This window comes from Micromonospora sp. NBC_00821, assembly GCF_036347035.1.
Classification (GTDB): domain Bacteria; phylum Actinomycetota; class Actinomycetes; order Mycobacteriales; family Micromonosporaceae; genus Micromonospora; species Micromonospora hortensis.
Map to the genome: position 1 here is coordinate 218,733 of NZ_CP108880.1, position 15,061 is coordinate 233,793.

The window sequence follows — 15,061 nt, forward strand, 5'->3', positions numbered from 1 at the left end:
ATGACGGAGACACAGGCGAAGTCGGGGAACTCGGGGACCTCGGCCAAACCGGTCGACGAGGAGGCCGCCAAGGGCGGCACACCAGCGACCGGCCGCGCGGCCGTGGGCCGGGCGACGGTCCCCGCCGACGCGCCTGCCCCGAAGTTCACCAGGGCTCCAGGTATGACACCCCCGCCGGAGCAGCCGGGCGAAGATGGCGAGTCCAGCGACAAGACCGAGACGCCCAGCGCCGAGGCGCCGACGTCGGCCGCCGCCAGTCCTCCTGGTCCGGCGGCGGCACCCTCGGCACGTCCGGCGACCACCCAGCCAATCGGTCTCCGGCCCGGTCAGGCGGCGTCAACCGGGTCCACCGGCACCCAGCCGCGGATCACACCCGGGATGACCCAGCCGCAGCCGGACGCGACGCGTACGGCCGCCGCTGCCGGCCGCCCGGCCAGCGGTGGTGGCCTGCCACCGGGAATCGGCAACGCGTCCGCCGTCGGCGCAGCCCGCGTCGGTGACGCGGTGCGTGCCGCGCGTACGTCGGTCAGCTCGGCCGCCTCCCGCGGACCGCGTCGGGCCCGGCTGAACCTCAAGCGGATCGACCCCTGGTCCGTGATGAAGTTCGCATTCGCGGTGTCGGTGGTGCTCTTCATCGTCGTGGTGGTCGCCACCTCGGTGCTCTACCTGGCACTGGACGCGATGGGTGTGTTCCAGAGCGTCAACGACAGCCTGAGTGATCTGGTCAACGCCGGCGGTGGGCAGAGCACCAGCGGCTTCCAGATCACCGCCAAGGGCGTGATTCTCAGCTCGGCGCTGATCGGCCTGGTCAACGTGGTGCTGTTCACCGCGCTGGCCACCCTTGGCGCGTTCGTCTACAACGTTTGCGCCGACCTGGTCGGCGGGATCGAGCTGACCCTCGCCGAGCGGGACTGAGTGACCGGGACGCCGGGGCACCGCGGAAAGCGGTCGCTCCGGCGTCCCGTACTCGGGTAGGTTTTGCAGGTGGTGACGGGCCTGGCTCGCAAGCTGGACCCCGATTTGGGGCCGGCGGAGCGGATGGGTTAATCTTGCTCGTCGCAACGCGGGGCTATAGCTCAGTCGGTTAGAGCGCAGAGCTGATAACTCTGAGGTCGATGGTTCGATTCCATCTAGCCCCACCGCATGTCGTCCGACGGTAGTCGAGCGCGAGGGGTCGCCCCATGTTCAAGAAGCTGCTGATTCTGGCTGGCGTCGTCGGTGTGGCCGCCGTCGTGTTCAACAAGATCAAGGCGTCGAACGACGAGCGTGCCCTGTGGCACGAGGCGACCACCGCGCCCGACCTGCGCTGACGCTCGGCCTTGGCGACGAGCGATCGTCGCCAAGGCCACCCGCGGGGCCCTAGCTCAACTGGCAGAGCACTGCCTTTGCAAGGCAGGGGTTAGGGGTTCGAGTCCCCTGGGCTCCACGAGCACTTTCCTCGGTTGATCTCGTTCCCGAGTACAGCCATCCGTACAGCCAAGCCGGTCACGCCGTCCCCCCTGGCTGATAATTCGGCCAATGGCCGAGGCAGCCTGACGAGCCCGCGCCGGCAGAACGTGGCCGTAGGTGTCGGCCGTCATCCGGATCAGTACTTTCCCCGATAGTCCACAGTTGGAGTACTAGGAAGTCGGCGTGTCAGTCCCGTCGCATGGGACACCGATACCCAGCTGCACTTGTGCCGTCTGCCCCCGCGACCGAATTGTCAGCGGTAGGCAGGTTGCCCGCGCAACCCACGTGCCGCCGACAAAGGCCAGCCACTGAGGTTGGTCATCGACAGGTGTGCAGGCACGCACATGGGCGCTCAGGGCTGGCACCACTGAAGAGCCCCATCCGAGACGTGCCCTGTCCTCCCAGCCAGGTGCCACCCGAAGATCAACCACTGCGCCGCCGCGTACGACCAACCCCCATTTGGCGAACAGCCGGGCTGCCGGATCCGCTTCCCCCGATTCCTCTGCTTGAAGCACCGTCCGGTCAGGTACCGCGACATCCTCTCCCACGAGCCGATAATCCGTCGGCGGTTCCTGTAGCGGAAAGCCCGATACAGTGCATGACTCCTGCCTAGCGCTCCCGTCGGTTGACGGGGACGCGCTGGGGTCAGCCTTCAGAGATGCAGTTGGTGCCGGTGATCGGGCCTCACCCTGGCTGGACCCTCTTGAGGACGTACAGGCAGCCGGCGTCACCATCAGGCAGATGCTGAGCGGCCACCACACCATGCGGCTAGTCCTTCGCATGCGCGTTACCCCCTGAACGGCGAGGCTACGACGGTAAGGGCGCGATCCGTGAAGCGTCACCGTACCGGCAGGCGGGATTCATCCGATGCGGCGTGCCATCAACGTGCCAATAGCCGGTACCCCCCGCCGGTCACCAGGGGGCACGAACGGTCAAGCACTTCGCGCATTGATCTGGCCCACCAGGTCCTTGTCGGCCATGATCTTCGTCCTTCCTAACTGGCAGTGCGGTGAGGGTGGCCGTTACTAGAGAGTGTGCAGGTCATCAATGGCCAGCGTGATCGCGTCGGCCTCTTCCCAGACCTTCACCTGCAAGGTCATGTCGCTCCGCCCTTCCTCCTGAGACCACAGGTCGACATCGACCTTCCAACGCCGCGGTCAGCAAGGAAGTAGGCGTCGACGTGATGCCACGCCTCAGGCGGCATTGGGATGAACGTCGCGGGGTGCTCGCGGGCCCACAGGCCCAGGTCTTGGCCCGACCGCGAGTAGTCCCGCGCCAGGCCGGCGAAATCGCCGGCGGCAATCCGTTCGACCACCTGCTCGATGACGGGCCTGAACCGGGCTGGAAGATCCGCAGCAGTCACCGGTCGAGTATGAGAAGCGGGGACGACGGCTGTACAGCCAACCGTACAGCCAAGCCGGCCGACCGAAGGGAGCGAGAAGCGGCGGTAGCCGACAGGCCGAGCAGGTCAGCAGCAGCAGTCGACGCCCGCCGACATGCCGCATGATCTTTGCAAGGCAACAGGCGCACTGCTCTGCCAGTCCAGATGAGCCCGTACCACATGCCGGCCTGTCGCTACGTCGACGCTCTGGACGGCTCCACGCTTCAGGCGTGCCACGACCTGCCCATCAATCTCAATCTTCATACGGCGCACAAGGCCACTAGCGTCCAGGGCGCGACTGACGGTGATCCTCGGCATGAGAGTTCCGTCCCTTCCCTGCGGCGCTGTGGTACATCGAAGTACCTCAGCGCCGTGCACGCCAAGCCAAAGGCAGGTAAGTACAGCCATCCGTACTCAGGGGTCGGAGCGCGCGACGCGGACGGCGACGCCGTCGAGGATCAACTCCAGCCCGAGTGAGAAGTCCGCGTCGGCAATCGCCTCGTCGGGAGTGTCGGACGGCGGCGCCTCGAACAGTGTCGAGGCGAACAGCCGGGCTGTCTCGGGGAAGCGGTCGGGGTTGACGAGTCGCGCCAGCGCCCGGCCGTAGTCGCGTTCGGCGTCGGCCTGGCCCTGGCCTTCAGCCCTGCCGTCGGCGAGTTCGCTGTGTTGCCGCACCGACTGAACCACGTAGCCGCTGATCAGTGACATCGCGCCGATCTTGTGCGCCCAGTCGAGGAGGGTGTCGGACATAATCGCCAGCGCGGCCTCCATCCAGGCGATCTGGTGCGGCCCGGAGGGCGGTCCGGCCACGGGCACGCGCGTCAACCACGGCCGACGCTGAAGCACCGCGCGGTGCGCGAAGGCCCAACGGCGCAGCCCTCCCCGCCACTCGGGGGCGTCGATGTTCGGCGGTGGGCCCAAGGCGGCGTCGGCCATGAGGGTGAGCAGTTCGTCCTTGGAGCCGACGTGCCGGTAGAGCGACATGCTCGTGAAGCCGAGGCTCGTGGCGACCTTGGGAAGCGTCACGCCGTCGAGCCCGTCCCGGTCGGCGATCTTCACCGCAGCGGCGACGACCACGTTGACGTCGAGGGACGGGGGCCGTCCGAGGCGCGACGACTCCGACATCCCCCACAGCCGGCGCAGTGGCGCCGGAACGAAATCGTCGCTGGTCATGGGCTCCCACGTTCGCCCCGGAAGGTTACGTCCACATCATGACAGACAGCATTTGTGTACGACTGATACTTTCTCTCTGAAACTATAGTTGAGTTACGGGGAGGGACGTCCATGAGCATTGACACCGCATCGCGGACTTCGAGAGGGCCGGTGCTGCGCGCCGAGCGTGCCCTCGCGCCGGACCTGGCCCGGGGAGCGATGCTGCTGATCATCGCGCTGGCCAACGTCGCCGGAGTCGTCTTCGCCGGGGAGCCCGGCCTCGACGCCACGCCGGAAGGCGTTGACCGCGGCCTCAACTTTCTGCTCTTCGAACTCGTCCATGCGCGCGGCTATCCGGTCTTCGCCGTGATGTTCGGCTACGGGCTGGTCCAGCTCGCCCGCCGCCAGGACGCCTCCGGAGCCACCCCGAGGCAGGTCCGCTCCGTGCTGTTGCGCCGCAACTTCTGGCTCGTCGTGTTCGGCTTCGTGCACGCCGCGTTGCTGTACTACGGGGACTTCCTCGGCGCGTACGGGATCGTCGGGATCCTGATGACAGTGTTGCTGCTGCGCCGCAGCGACAGGTTCCACCGCATAGCGCTGGTGCTCTGGGCGCTGTCGGCGGTCGAGGTGCTGGCCATCGGCGCCATGGTGGTGAGCGGCATCCTCGGAGGGTCGGGTGGGTCGGCGCCGCTGCCGTCGGGCCACGTCGACTCCCTCGCCGCGCCCGGTTACGTCGCGGCCATGCTGGAACGCCTCGGCGAGTGGCCGGCACACACGCTGACCGTCCTGCCCTTCATCATGATCGCCTGGCTGGGCATGTGGGCAGCCAGGCGCCGGATCCTCGAAGAGCCGGCTCGGCACCGGGCCCTGCTCACCTGGACCGCAGTCATCGGTCTCGGCGTCGCCGTCGCCGGAGGCCTACCGGCAGCCCTGGTCGGTGCCGGATGGCTGCACGTCGACGAATCAGCCGCCAGCCTGATGATGCTGCTGCACGGGGCGAGCGGCATGTTCGCCGGACCGGGTTACGTGGCCGTCTTCGGCCTGATAGCCCTGCGGGTCAGCCGATCCGGCACCGTCGTCGGCGCTCTCGCCGCCCTCGGTCAGCGGTCCCTGTCGGGATACCTGTTCCAGTCGGTGGCCTGGCTCGTTCTCCTTGCGCCCTTCACGCTCGCCCTCGGCGACCGGTTCGGCAGCCCCACGGTGACCGGTCTGCTCATCGCGGTGGCCGTCTGGCTGGCCACCGTCCTGATCGCCCGCCAGCTCGACAAGCGCAAGCAGCCCGGACCCGCCGAGATCGTCCTGCGCCGCCTGACCTACGGGCCCCGGGCGTGATCGCTGCCGCCTGAAAGCGCCTCGGTGCCGGTGGGTCGTAGACCCACCGGCACCGAGGAATCGGCTATTCACCCGGCACCGCGCTCGCCATGATTCAGCGGTGGACCAACAGCCGGAACCCTTCATCCTGCACCTGTACTGCCGTGTCGACGTGCTGGTCACCGCTCCGGCTGCCATGACCGGTCACGCGGTCGCCGATCTGCGATCCGCCGGAATCGACTGGTCCACCGAGGAGCACGACCTCGACACGGCCGCTGAGGAACTGCGGTTGAGCCGCCGGAAGCGGGGACCGGCCCAAAGCCAGAAGAGCGACGCCGCCAGTCCAATGGCGCCCATGGCGACGATCACGCCTCGGGGCATCTCGGTGTTGACTGGCTTCGGCATGCATCTGGCCGGGGTGTAGTCGATGGTCAGTTGCTGGTGCAGCGGCGGAAGCTGCCGGTCGGGGAACGAGTGCGCGTAGATACCGCAGGTGGTCGGTCCGTCGGCGGTGACGACACGTACCTGCACGTAGGCGCCCTGGGCGCCGTGGGCCGGTTCCACCGCGACCACCGTCGCTGGCATCAGTACGCCGGCCGGTGGGGGCGGCTGGCGGTCATCGGTGATGCCTATCAGTATCAGCAAGCTGCACGGCAGCAGCAGCGACAGCGGAAGGGATGGCCAGACCTTTGGACGAGTCCCGTTGGCCAAGAACGACGGCATGGCGTCAGGTTAGCCATCGAAATCAATGAGGTTGTCCTGGGCGGTGATGGCGCTGCCCGGTCGGGGCGATCCCGTTGCGGTCAGCGTGATGACTCAGGGGCATCATGATGACTCAGGGACATCACGCACTTTGCTGCGAACGCCGCCAGTCAACCTTCGGAGCCGCCGGCGGCCTTGGGGTGGGCCTCCGGGAGACGTTCCACAAGCTTGGTGAGCGCGCCGTTGGCGAAGGTCGCGCCGAGCGCCGACCCGGCCCCGATGGTCCAGCCCACCGGCCCGAGCGGGGTGCAGCCGAAGAACTGGCTCACCCCCGGGGTCTGCACCACCACGACGAGGACGCCCAGTGACGCCGCCGTGGAGGCCAGCACGGCCGGGCTGGTGCCGCCCGCCAGGATGGTCTGTCCGAGTTGGGTGCCGACCAGGGAGACCAGGGCGACGGTGCCGGCCCGCTGACGGCGTCCGGTGTAGCGGGCCAACGTCCAGCCTGCTGTCGCGCCCAGCGTGGTGGCTGCCGCCCGCAGCCCGATCTCCCTGGTGAGGCTCTCGCCGAGCGCCGTGTCCGGGCCCTCCCGGAGCAGCGCGTCGGTGCGGTCCGACGCGGGTGGCCGGACCGCGATGGCGAGCGCCGGCGCCAGGTCGGTGAGTAGGTTGACCAGTAGGAGTTGTCGTCCGGTGAGCGCGGATCGGCCGGTCGCCGCAGCAGTCAGCACACTGAACGCGATCTCGCCGAGGTTGCCTCCGACCAGGATGCTGAGCGCGTGCCGCACCGACGACCACATCGCCCGCCCTTCGATCAGGGTGGCGATGATGGTTTCCAGCCGGTCGTCGGTGACCACCAGGTCGGCTGCCGCGCGGGCGGCCGGGGTGCCCCGTTGACCGAGGGCGATGCCGACGTCGGCCAGCCGGATCGCCGGGGCGTCGTTGGCGCCGTCGCCGGTCATCGCCACGGTCCGCCCGCACTTCTGCAACGCCTGGATGATCCGCACCTTGTGCGCAGGGGTGCAGCGGGCCACCACGTCGGTGTTGGCCAACCGCTCGGCGAGCGCGTCGTCGTCCAGCTTGTCGAGTTCGGCGGCGGTGACCACCCGCTGTTCGTCGTGTTCACTGATGGTGGCGGCGATCGCCTCCGCGGTGGCCGGGTGATCCCCAGTGATCATGATGGTGTGCACGCCGGCCTGCCGGATCCGGCGTACCGCCGGGGCCGCGCTCTCCCGGACACCGTCAGCGAGGGCCAGGAAACCCACGAAGGTCAGCCCTCGAACGTCGGAGTCCGTCACCTTCGGGTCGTTCACCGGGCACTCCGCGACTGCCAGGATCCGGTTTCCCGCACCGGCCCGGTCGGCGAGCATCCGCTCCAGCTCCGCGCGACCGGCGTCGTCCAGCGGCTCCTGACGACCGTCCAAGCGCCGGGACGAACAGCGCGGCAGCACCGTCTCCGGAGCACCCTTGACGCTCAACAACAGGTGACCGTCGGTCTGTCCGATGCTGGCGTGGTAGCCGCGGGACGGCTCGAACGGCAGCCCCCCGGCGGCCCGCCACCCGGCGGCACCGGTCTGCTCCACCACCCCGGCCTCGCCGGCACCCCGCCGGACCGCCCGGTCGGTCTGCAACGCCAACTCCTCCGGATTCTTCGCGGCGGGGGTGGCCCGCAGCGCTGCGGCCAGCGTCATCCGGAGTCGGTCGTCCAACCGGTCCAGCGGGGCGTACCGGTCGCCGACGCTGTCGCCGACCCCGGCCAGCAGCAGTTTGCCCTCGGTGAGGGTGCCGGTCTTGTCGAAGCAGAGCACGTCCACCCGGCCCAGCGCCTCGATGGTGCGCGGGTTGCGGACCAACGCGCCGTGCTCGGCCAGCCGCCGGGCCGCAGCCAGCTGCGCCGCGCTGACCAGGAACGGCAGCCCCTCCGGCACGGACGCCACGGCGAGGTTCGCGGCGGTCGCCGCCGTTTCGGCAAGGGGTACGCCTCGAAGCAGGCCCGCGCCGGCCACCGCCACAGCGGAACCGGCCGCCAACGGGATGGCGGCGCTGGTCAACGCGCCGAGCCGAGCCTCCACTCCACTGGCCGGCGGGTCCTGCTTGACCAGCGCGAGACTGCGGCCGGATTCGGTGTCCGACCCGGTCGCCACCACCACGGCAGTGCCGTGCCCGGCGGCGACTGTGGTGCCCTCGTAGAGCATCGAGTGTCGGTCGGCGATGGCGGCGGCTACCACCGGTCGGTTGGACTTGGCGACCGGCAGCGACTCACCGGTCAGCGACGACTCGTCGGCCTCCAGGCCCACCGACTCGAGCACCCGGCAGTCTGCGGGCACCGAGTCGCCCGGTTCGAGGGCGATGACGTCCCCGAGGACCAGGTCCTCGGCGGCGAAGACCTGCTCGGCACCGTCCCGGCGGACCCGGGCGGTCACCGCCGAGCGCGACAGCAGCTCCGCCAGCGACCTTTCCGTGTTGCGTTCGTGCACCGCCCCGATCAGGGCGGACCCACCGACCACGCTGCCCACCAGCGCGGCGTCGACAAGTGAGCCGAACGACGCGGAGAGCACCGCCCCGGCGGCCAGCACCGGAGTGAGTGGGTTGGACAACTCGTCCACGAAGGCACGCAGCAGCCCGCCGCTCCCCGGCCCGGCATTGCCGTTTCCGCCGGCGCCGTGGTGTCGGCGTTGCGCTTCGGCGCTGCCCAGGCCGTCGGGGGTGGAGCGCAGGTGGTCGAGCACGGTGCCGACGGGCATCAGGTGCCAGGCCGTTGCCACGGGCGCCGGGGTGTCCGACTGGTCGTGCAACCGGCGGGCCTGCCAGACCCCGTTGGCGAAGGCCAGCCCGGCCGCGCCGTTGACCGCGACGAGCGCCCGGTGCGGCAACTGGGTCGGTGGGGCGGTGAACGCGCCCAACGCCCCGAGACCGGTGCCGGCCATGGCCAGCCGGATGTTCTGTTGAGCCGTACGCCGGGCCACCCCGGTCGCCTCGATCACCAGCGCCACCACCCGCAGGTCGGCACCGACCAGCAGGTGCGCGCCCCAGGGCGGCAGCTCTTCCGGAGCGGCGAACCCGAGACCGCAGTCGGACGCGCCGAGTGCCTTCCGGTCCGCGGAGACCAGCATCACCACTGCGCCGTCGCGCTGCAACGCGCGTACCGACTCGGCCAACTGGTCGCCGCCGGGGAGCATCGCGTCGGCGAAGCCGTACCGCTGCTCGTCGCCGCCGGCGACGACCAGCCGCAGGCCGGCATGTCGGGCGGCGGCGGGCAGGCCGTCGACGCCCGGCGCGGGTTCCGGCTCGACCCGCAACAGGGCGGCGAGCCGGTCGCCGTGGGCGAGGCCGAGGAGTTGGCCGCCAGCGGACCGCAACCGGGCCGCGTCCGGGATGTCCGAGTCGTTCGCGGGCATCTTTTCCAGCGGCCCGAGCCGCCAGCCGTCCGCCGTCCGGGAAGCGGACGGCTCGTCGGGGTCGAACAACGCGAACGCCCGCTCGGCCACCTGGTCGACGTCCGCGTCGGCCGCCGGCGCCAGATCGGCCAGGACGCCCCGGTCCGAGCCGAGCACAGCGGCGTCGAGCACGAGCGTGTCGATCCGGTCCAGTTCGCGCAGCACACTCCGGTCCATCGCGATCACACCACGCCGCGCCAGCATCCGGCCGAGCTGAGCCGCGTACCCCTCGCGGCCGCTGCCTGGCGCCTTCGGCAGCGCGGACAGGCCCAGCGCGGTGGCCCGCTTCGGGCCGGCGAACGGCACCGCCGCCGCACCGGCGGCCGCGCCGGCGGCAAGCATGCGGTTGATGTACCGCTCGACCGGGCCGTCCGGCTTCGGCCGCGGACGTTCGATCACCGGCCAGCGGGCGGTGGCCCGTTCGGCGTCGCCGGTCAGCCGTGGCTCGGCCTTCTCCCAGGCGGAGAGTTGGGCCCGATCCTCACCCCACTGCACGACCCGTTGGGCGCCGTCCAGGACGATGCCCGTCCAGCGGCCGGTCAAGCCCTGCACCACCGCCTCGGCCAGCGGAAAGAGGATGTCGGCGCGCGGGTCGGAGCGCAGCCGTCTGCCGATGAACTCGTGCAGCTTCGGCTGAAGATCCACTGCGGAGAGCAGGCCCGCCACCTCACCGGGCAGCGGCGCGAACGGCAGGATCCGGGTGGCCGCCGAGATGGTCAGGCCCAACGCGTCCGAGGCGAGCGCGCCGAGGGTGCGTGGCGTGCGCGGCCCCTCCTCCGGTGGGTGCGGCGGTGGGATCTCCGGGTCGGGTTCGTGGTCGCAGGTCCGCTCGACGCGGTCGATGGTGGCGATCAGGTCGCGCAACGTCGGCTCGGGGGCTTGGACGGCGACCACCACCCGGCCGGAGGGTGCGTTGACCCGGGCCCAGGCCACCCCGGGCATCTGCTCCAGTGCGCCCTCCACCTGACGGGCCAGCCGGTTGCCACCGTCCTGGCAGACACCGTGCACCTCGATGTGGTGCCGGCCCGGTCGGGACCAGACCCGACGCCGCGTCAGCCCGGCCGACCGGGCCAGCCGGACCGCGGCCGAGCTGACCGACCGGGACGCCTCGCCGACCAGGTGCGGCACGCCGAAGGACGGCAGGATCCGGCCGGCAGCGCGACCCGCCGCCGTCATCGAGGCGTACGGCTGGACGGGCGCCGGCCCGGCTCCCTGTTGCCGATCGTCCTGACCTTGGCCATGTCGTCCTCCCACCGCACTCACGTCCGGCGGCCTGGCTTCCCGACCTGCCATCCGTTATGCCCCCTGAGTGGCGGAATTTTCCGCAGTCGCTGGCGCATGGACGGGATGGGCCGTGGAACCCGACGACCATCACCGGACATGGGGAGGCCGGCATGAGCACGCTGACGCGACATCTCAACGGTTCACGGGAGAACGTCACGATGTACAACCGGCGGGTGCAACTGCCGATGCTGGGTGAGGTGGCGGTGCCACCACCGGACAAGGTCGCCTACTACGCCGGGCTCGGGGTGCTCGCCGCGCTACAGGTCATCGAGTGGCCGATCGCTGTGGTGATCACCGCCGGTCACCTGCTGGCAGACCAGCATTTTTCCGGCCTGGTGCGCGGTGTCGGGGAGGCGCTGCAGGACGCCTGACGAGAGCCAGGTCACCGGACGGTTGACATGAATCAGGGTTGAGGTCGCATGCTCGGTCGATGCCGAGCACAGCCGTCACCGCCACACCCGCCGCACCGGGCCTCTTCGCACCGCGGCTGCGCGCGATGACGGTGGGCAGTGTCGCGCTGATCTCACTCCTCGCGTTCGAGGCGTTGGCGGTCGGTACGGCGATGCCGACCGTCGCGCGCAGCCTGGACGGGCTGGCGCTCTACGGGATCGCGTTCGGTGGCCCGTTCGCCACCGGTGTGCTGGCCATGGTGGTCTCCGGCATCTGGTGCGACTCGCGGGGTCCCAAGGGGCCGATGTGGCATGGCGTCGCCTGGTTCGTGGTCGGGTTGCTGATCGCCGGGACCGCCCCCGTGATGAGCGCGCTGGTCGTCGGGCGGGTCGTGCAGGGTTTCGGCTCCGGGCTGCTCTCGGTGGCGCTCTACGTGATCGTGGGGCAGGCGTACCCGCAGGAGCTGCACCGGCGGATCTTCGCTGCGTTCGCGGCGGCGTGGGTCGTACCGTCGCTTGTCGGGCCGGCTGTCGCCGGCCTGATCGTGCAGTACCTGGGCTGGCGGTGGGTCTTCCTGGCCGTGCCGGCCGTGGCCGTTCCGGCGGTGCTGCTGATCCATCCCGGCCTGCGGTCGCTGGGCCGAAGTGTTACAACGCGCCCGCCGACGGGTGCGGCCGCGCGGATCGGTTGGGCGTGCGGGGCCGCGGTGAGTGCCGCACTGCTGCACATCGGGGGACAGCAGCGCGGTGTCACAGCTCTGGTGCTTGTCGCGCTCGCCGTCGTCGGCCTGCTGGTCTGCGCCCCGCGCCTTCTGCCGGCGGGGTTCCTCCGGGCCGCGCGCGGGTTGCCCACAGTGGTGGGGCTGCGTGGGCTGGCGTCGGCGGCCTTCGTCGGCGCCGAAGTGGTCATCCCGCTGATGCTCTCCCGGGAACGGGGCCTCTCCCCGACGGCGGCCGGGCTGGTCCTCACTGTCGGCGCGCTGGCGTGGTCGGCGGGCTCCTGGTTGCAGGGCCGGATCCCGGTTCCAGCGTCGCGGGCCAGTCTGCCGCGTGCCGGGTTGACCTGCATCACGGTCGGCACCGCCACTGTCGCGCTGGCCGTCCGGCCCGAGCTGCCGGTGGCCGTCGCCGTGCTCGGTTGGGCGATCGCCGGTCTGGGCATGGGCCTGCTCTATCCGTCGTTGTCGGTGCTCACCCTGGAGTTGTCCGCACCAGGTGAGCAGGGCCGCAACAGCTCGTCACTGCAGCTGAGCGACTCTCTGTTCGCGGCGACCGTGCTCGCGTTGACCGGGGCCGTGTTGGCGGCGGGAAGTGCGCCGGGCCCGGCCAGCTACACGACGACGCTCGTGGTGACCGCTGGGCTGGCGCTGCTCGGGGCGCTGTTGGCCGGCCGGGTCGTGGTGGGCGGGAGTGCGCGACAGGCCGGGTGATCCGGGGATTCGGCCGTGTCCCGCCCGCTCGTGCCGGAAGGATGGCGGGCGATGAACCTCCTGACCATTCTGCCGCTCGCCGTGGTCATGGTCGCCGGGACGCAGTTGGTGGTGGCCGTTTTCCTGGCCTCGTCGGACCGGCCCCGGGCGGCGTCGTTGGGCTTCCTCGCCGGCGCGGGGCTGGTGGTCGCCGCCGGGGTGACGGTGGCCTGGTTGTTCACCCGCCTGGTGGGCGGAGTGGCCGCCGACGCCAGCGCCGTCGCCGGGAAGGTCGATCGAGGTCCCGTCATCGACCTGGTGGTGCTGGCCCTGCTGGTGTGCCTGGCCGTGCTGATCTGGGTCCGCCGGGACCGCTCCGGACCGCCGCGCTGGCTGGGCAGCATCGAGCACGCCGGTACTGCGCGGGCGCTGCGGCTGGGTGCGCTGCTCTTCGTGGCGACGCCCACCGACGACCTGACCATGGCCACCGTTGGGGCGAGTGTGGCCCGTCATGATCTGCCGTGGTGGCACCTGGTGCCGTTCGTGCTGCTCACAGTGCTTCTGCTCGCGCTGCCTCTGCTGGCGTTGCTGCTGCTGGGGAGCAGGGCCTCGCGGGTGCTGACCCGGATGCGGGAATGGGCCCAGGGGCATGCCTGGATCGTCAACGAGATCGTGATCGCGTTCTTCGCGCTGCTCACCGTGTTGGACCTGATCCGATCGGGGTGAGTGGCCGTCGGCCGTCACGGGTTGCGGCGCCGTCTCGTCGACGCCAGGTACGGATCGGATCGGTTGGCAGGAGGACGAGATGAGGGTTCTGGTCACCGGGGCGTCCGGCAGTCCGGGCCGTGCGGTGCTGGGCCGGTTGCGCGACGACAGGATCAGCGTCCGGGGCGTGCGTACCTGGGCTGACCACCTGGCCGACACGTACGGGGGAACCGGCCGGAAATGAGAGCAACAACGGTTCACGTTCGTCTTACCGTGACGTCATGTTCGCTGTCGTCACCACTGTGATCCTCTACGTCTTCGGCTTCGTCTTCCTCTACGGCGTGATCCGGCTGGGTGTCCGGCACGCGTTCGAGGATCTGGAGCTGCAACGGGCCAAGGCCCAGCGCGAGGAGGAGTTGGCGGCTGCCCGCGACCGCTCCTTCATGCGCGACAACGCGTTCCTCGCGGGCAGTTGAGCGCCGGATCGATCCGGCCCGGTCCGGTGGCGTCGCCGGGGGGCCGGGGAGCCGCTGGGCGGTTCAGCGTCGCGGATGCGAGGATCGCACCCGTGATGGGAACGCTGAAGACCGAACCGGCCCGCGCCCGCCTGGATCTGCTCGCCCCGCCGGTAGCGGAGGCCATCGCGCAGTGGCCGGCCGACGCGCCGGTGGACGTCAACGACGTGCTGGTCGCGCCGATCGACGCGGACCTCGCCGACACCGCGGCGTTCTGCGCGGCGTACGAGGTGGGGTTGGACGTGTCGGCCAACTGTGTCGTGGTGGCGGGCAAGCGTGAGGGCGTGGTCCGCTACGCCGCCTGCATCATCCTGGCCACCACCCGGGCCGACGTGAACGGGGTGGCCCGCCGGGCGTTGGACGTCCGCAAGGCGAGCTTCGCCCCGATGGACGACGCTGTCGAGTTGACCGGCATGGAGTACGGCGGCATCACCCCGATCGGGCTGCCGGCGCAGTGGCCGATCCTGGTGGACGCGCGGGTCATCGCCACACCGCACGTGATCGTCGGGTCCGGCGTACGGCACAGCAAGATAGCGCTGCCGGGGCCGGCATTGGGCGCGCTGCCGGGAGCCCAGGTGGTGGAAGGGCTGGCCAGGCCGGTCTGACCAGGCATCGGCATCGATGTTGTTGCACGTGAAACATCGTGATCATCGATGCCGGACGCCCGGCCGTTAGTGACTCAGTGTGAGTGGGCGGCCGACTCGCGCTGCTCGACCTCGGCGAGCGCGGCAAGCAATGTCTGCACCTCCTGCGCGCCGGAAACCGCGTACTTCCCGGCCAGCACGAAGGTCGGCACGCTGGTGATGCCCAGATCCCGGGCGGCGGCCAGGTCGGCGGCGACGTCGGAGACGCGCTCGTCGGAGTCGAGGAACCGGCGCGCGTCGGCCGCGTCGAGACCGATAGCACCGGCCAGGGTGGCCAGCGCCTCCCGCGAGCCGACGTCGACCCCGTTGTTGAAGTGCGCCTGGTAGAGCGCCTCCACCATCTCCGCCGCCCTGCCCTGGTCGGTCGCCCAGGAGACCAGCCGGTGCGCGTCGAAGGTGTTGGCGATCACCGCGCGGTCGTAGTCGAGCCGCAGCCCGTCGGCCGCCGCCACCTGGGTCACGTGGTCGACCATCTGCCGGGCGCGCTCCGGACCACCGAACTTTCCGGCGAGCGCCTGCACCAGGGGCAAGGGCTGCGCCACCGGCGACGGGTCGAGCTGGAACGGTCGGTAGCGGACCGTCACCTCGCCCTCGTAGCTGGCGAGGGCCTCATCCAGGCGGCGCTTGCCGATGTAGCACCACGGGCAGATGACGTCCGCGTAGATCTCGATCTCCATGATCGG

Annotated in this window: 15 protein-coding genes and 2 tRNA genes; 11 read left to right on the forward strand and 6 right to left on the reverse strand. The window is 70.5% G+C overall.

The window, feature by feature from the left end; translation table 11 throughout:
- The 4 genes from OHB44_RS01020 to OHB44_RS01035 all read left to right on the forward strand — a co-directional run bounded on the left by OHB44_RS01020 (position 1) and on the right by OHB44_RS01035 (position 1,426).
- A complete protein-coding gene (locus OHB44_RS01020) occupies positions 1-915 on the forward strand; it encodes a DUF3566 domain-containing protein (protein WP_266304099.1) in 915 nt (304 codons plus the stop codon).
- Positions 916-1,065: 150 nt separating this feature from the next.
- Positions 1,066-1,139: transfer RNA gene (locus OHB44_RS01025), tRNA-Ile, on the forward strand.
- Positions 1,140-1,181: 42 nt separating this feature from the next.
- On the forward strand, positions 1,182-1,310 hold the full coding sequence (locus OHB44_RS01030) for a DLW-39 family protein (protein ID WP_209444550.1): 129 nt from the start codon (positions 1,182-1,184) through the stop codon (positions 1,308-1,310).
- Positions 1,311-1,353: 43 nt separating this feature from the next.
- Positions 1,354-1,426 (forward strand) — tRNA-Ala (locus OHB44_RS01035).
- Positions 1,427-2,474: 1,048 nt separating this feature from the next.
- Here the strand turns inward: OHB44_RS01035 and OHB44_RS33410 are convergent.
- From OHB44_RS33410 to OHB44_RS01045, 3 genes are all read right to left on the reverse strand, one after another.
- A complete protein-coding gene (locus tag OHB44_RS33410; protein WP_442932678.1) occupies positions 2,475-2,549 on the reverse strand; it encodes a hypothetical protein in 75 nt (24 codons plus the stop codon).
- Positions 2,546-2,812 carry a hypothetical protein gene (locus OHB44_RS01040; protein ID WP_330439388.1) on the reverse strand — a complete coding sequence of 89 codons (267 nt, stop codon included), beginning with the start codon at positions 2,810-2,812 and terminating at the stop codon, positions 2,546-2,548. The genes OHB44_RS33410 and OHB44_RS01040 overlap by 4 nt, the downstream gene beginning before the upstream one ends.
- A 432-nt stretch (positions 2,813-3,244) precedes the next feature.
- On the reverse strand, positions 3,245-4,003 hold the full coding sequence (locus OHB44_RS01045) for a TetR/AcrR family transcriptional regulator C-terminal domain-containing protein (protein WP_266304097.1): 759 nt from the start codon (positions 4,001-4,003) through the stop codon (positions 3,245-3,247).
- Between the two features lie 111 nt (positions 4,004-4,114).
- Here OHB44_RS01045 and OHB44_RS01050 point away from each other — a divergent pair, with 111 nt between their 5' ends.
- The gene (locus tag OHB44_RS01050) at positions 4,115-5,314 is read left to right on the forward strand and encodes a DUF418 domain-containing protein (protein ID WP_330439389.1); all 1,200 of its coding nucleotides are present in this window, start codon (positions 4,115-4,117) and stop codon (positions 5,312-5,314) included.
- A 183-nt stretch (positions 5,315-5,497) separates the two neighbouring features.
- Here the strand turns inward: OHB44_RS01050 and OHB44_RS01055 are convergent, their stop codons facing one another.
- Positions 5,498-6,016, reverse strand: coding sequence for a hypothetical protein (locus OHB44_RS01055; protein ID WP_266304095.1), 519 nt, complete (start codon positions 6,014-6,016; stop codon positions 5,498-5,500).
- A gap of 149 nt (positions 6,017-6,165) precedes the next feature.
- A complete protein-coding gene (locus OHB44_RS01060; RefSeq protein WP_330439390.1) occupies positions 6,166-10,608 on the reverse strand; it encodes a cation-translocating P-type ATPase in 4,443 nt (1,480 codons plus the stop codon).
- A 218-nt stretch (positions 10,609-10,826) separates the two neighbouring features.
- Here OHB44_RS01060 and OHB44_RS01065 point away from each other — a divergent pair, with 218 nt between their 5' ends.
- The 6 genes from OHB44_RS01065 (at position 10,827) to OHB44_RS01090 (ending at position 14,339) form a co-directional block, all read left to right on the forward strand.
- Positions 10,827-11,087 carry a hypothetical protein gene (locus OHB44_RS01065; protein WP_196920384.1) on the forward strand — a complete coding sequence of 87 codons (261 nt, stop codon included), beginning with the start codon at positions 10,827-10,829 and terminating at the stop codon, positions 11,085-11,087.
- A gap of 59 nt (positions 11,088-11,146) precedes the next feature.
- Complete coding sequence (locus tag OHB44_RS01070) at positions 11,147-12,535, forward strand: MFS transporter (protein WP_330439391.1); 1,389 nt, start codon at positions 11,147-11,149, stop codon at positions 12,533-12,535.
- A 51-nt stretch (positions 12,536-12,586) separates the two neighbouring features.
- Positions 12,587-13,240, forward strand: a complete 654-nt coding sequence (locus OHB44_RS01075) for a GAP family protein (RefSeq protein ID WP_330439392.1) — start codon at positions 12,587-12,589, stop codon at positions 13,238-13,240.
- Positions 13,241-13,319: 79 nt separating this feature from the next.
- The gene (locus OHB44_RS01080) at positions 13,320-13,463 is read left to right on the forward strand and encodes a hypothetical protein (protein ID WP_330439393.1); all 144 of its coding nucleotides are present in this window, start codon (positions 13,320-13,322) and stop codon (positions 13,461-13,463) included.
- 37 nt (positions 13,464-13,500) lie between these two features.
- Positions 13,501-13,695: a hypothetical protein gene (locus OHB44_RS01085; protein WP_030331904.1), complete on the forward strand. Its 195-nt coding sequence runs from the start codon at positions 13,501-13,503 to the stop codon at positions 13,693-13,695.
- A gap of 95 nt (positions 13,696-13,790) precedes the next feature.
- Positions 13,791-14,339 carry a YbaK/EbsC family protein gene (locus OHB44_RS01090; protein ID WP_091396461.1) on the forward strand — a complete coding sequence of 183 codons (549 nt, stop codon included), beginning with the start codon at positions 13,791-13,793 and terminating at the stop codon, positions 14,337-14,339.
- 74 nt (positions 14,340-14,413) lie between these two features.
- On the opposite strand, the gene OHB44_RS01095 is transcribed toward OHB44_RS01090, so the two are convergent.
- On the reverse strand, positions 14,414-15,055 hold the full coding sequence (locus OHB44_RS01095; protein ID WP_330439394.1) for a DsbA family oxidoreductase: 642 nt from the start codon (positions 15,053-15,055) through the stop codon (positions 14,414-14,416).
- Between the last annotated feature and the right edge of the window lie 6 nt (positions 15,056-15,061).

Bases quoted from the DNA above. Each gene is read 5' to 3' on its own strand.
- OHB44_RS01020 (WP_266304099.1), top strand. From the start codon at position 1: ATGACGGAGACACAGGCGAAGTCGGGGAACTCGGGGACCTCGGCCAAA.
- OHB44_RS01030 (WP_209444550.1), top strand. From the start codon at position 1,182: ATGTTCAAGAAGCTGCTGATTCTGGCTGGCGTCGTCGGTGTGGCCGCC.
- OHB44_RS01045 (WP_266304097.1), bottom strand. From the start codon at position 4,003: ATGACCAGCGACGATTTCGTTCCGGCGCCACTGCGCCGGCTGTGGGGG.
- OHB44_RS01050 (WP_330439389.1), top strand. From the start codon at position 4,115: ATGAGCATTGACACCGCATCGCGGACTTCGAGAGGGCCGGTGCTGCGC.
- OHB44_RS01055 (WP_266304095.1), bottom strand. From the start codon at position 6,016: ATGCCGTCGTTCTTGGCCAACGGGACTCGTCCAAAGGTCTGGCCATCC.
- OHB44_RS01060 (WP_330439390.1), bottom strand. From the start codon at position 10,608: ATGACGGCGGCGGGTCGCGCTGCCGGCCGGATCCTGCCGTCCTTCGGC.
- OHB44_RS01065 (WP_196920384.1), top strand. From the start codon at position 10,827: ATGAGCACGCTGACGCGACATCTCAACGGTTCACGGGAGAACGTCACG.
- OHB44_RS01070 (WP_330439391.1), top strand. From the start codon at position 11,147: ATGCCGAGCACAGCCGTCACCGCCACACCCGCCGCACCGGGCCTCTTC.
- OHB44_RS01075 (WP_330439392.1), top strand. From the start codon at position 12,587: ATGAACCTCCTGACCATTCTGCCGCTCGCCGTGGTCATGGTCGCCGGG.
- OHB44_RS01080 (WP_330439393.1), top strand. From the start codon at position 13,320: ATGAGGGTTCTGGTCACCGGGGCGTCCGGCAGTCCGGGCCGTGCGGTG.
- OHB44_RS01085 (WP_030331904.1), top strand. From the start codon at position 13,501: ATGTTCGCTGTCGTCACCACTGTGATCCTCTACGTCTTCGGCTTCGTC.
- OHB44_RS01090 (WP_091396461.1), top strand. From the start codon at position 13,791: ATGGGAACGCTGAAGACCGAACCGGCCCGCGCCCGCCTGGATCTGCTC.
- OHB44_RS01095 (WP_330439394.1), bottom strand. From the start codon at position 15,055: ATGGAGATCGAGATCTACGCGGACGTCATCTGCCCGTGGTGCTACATC.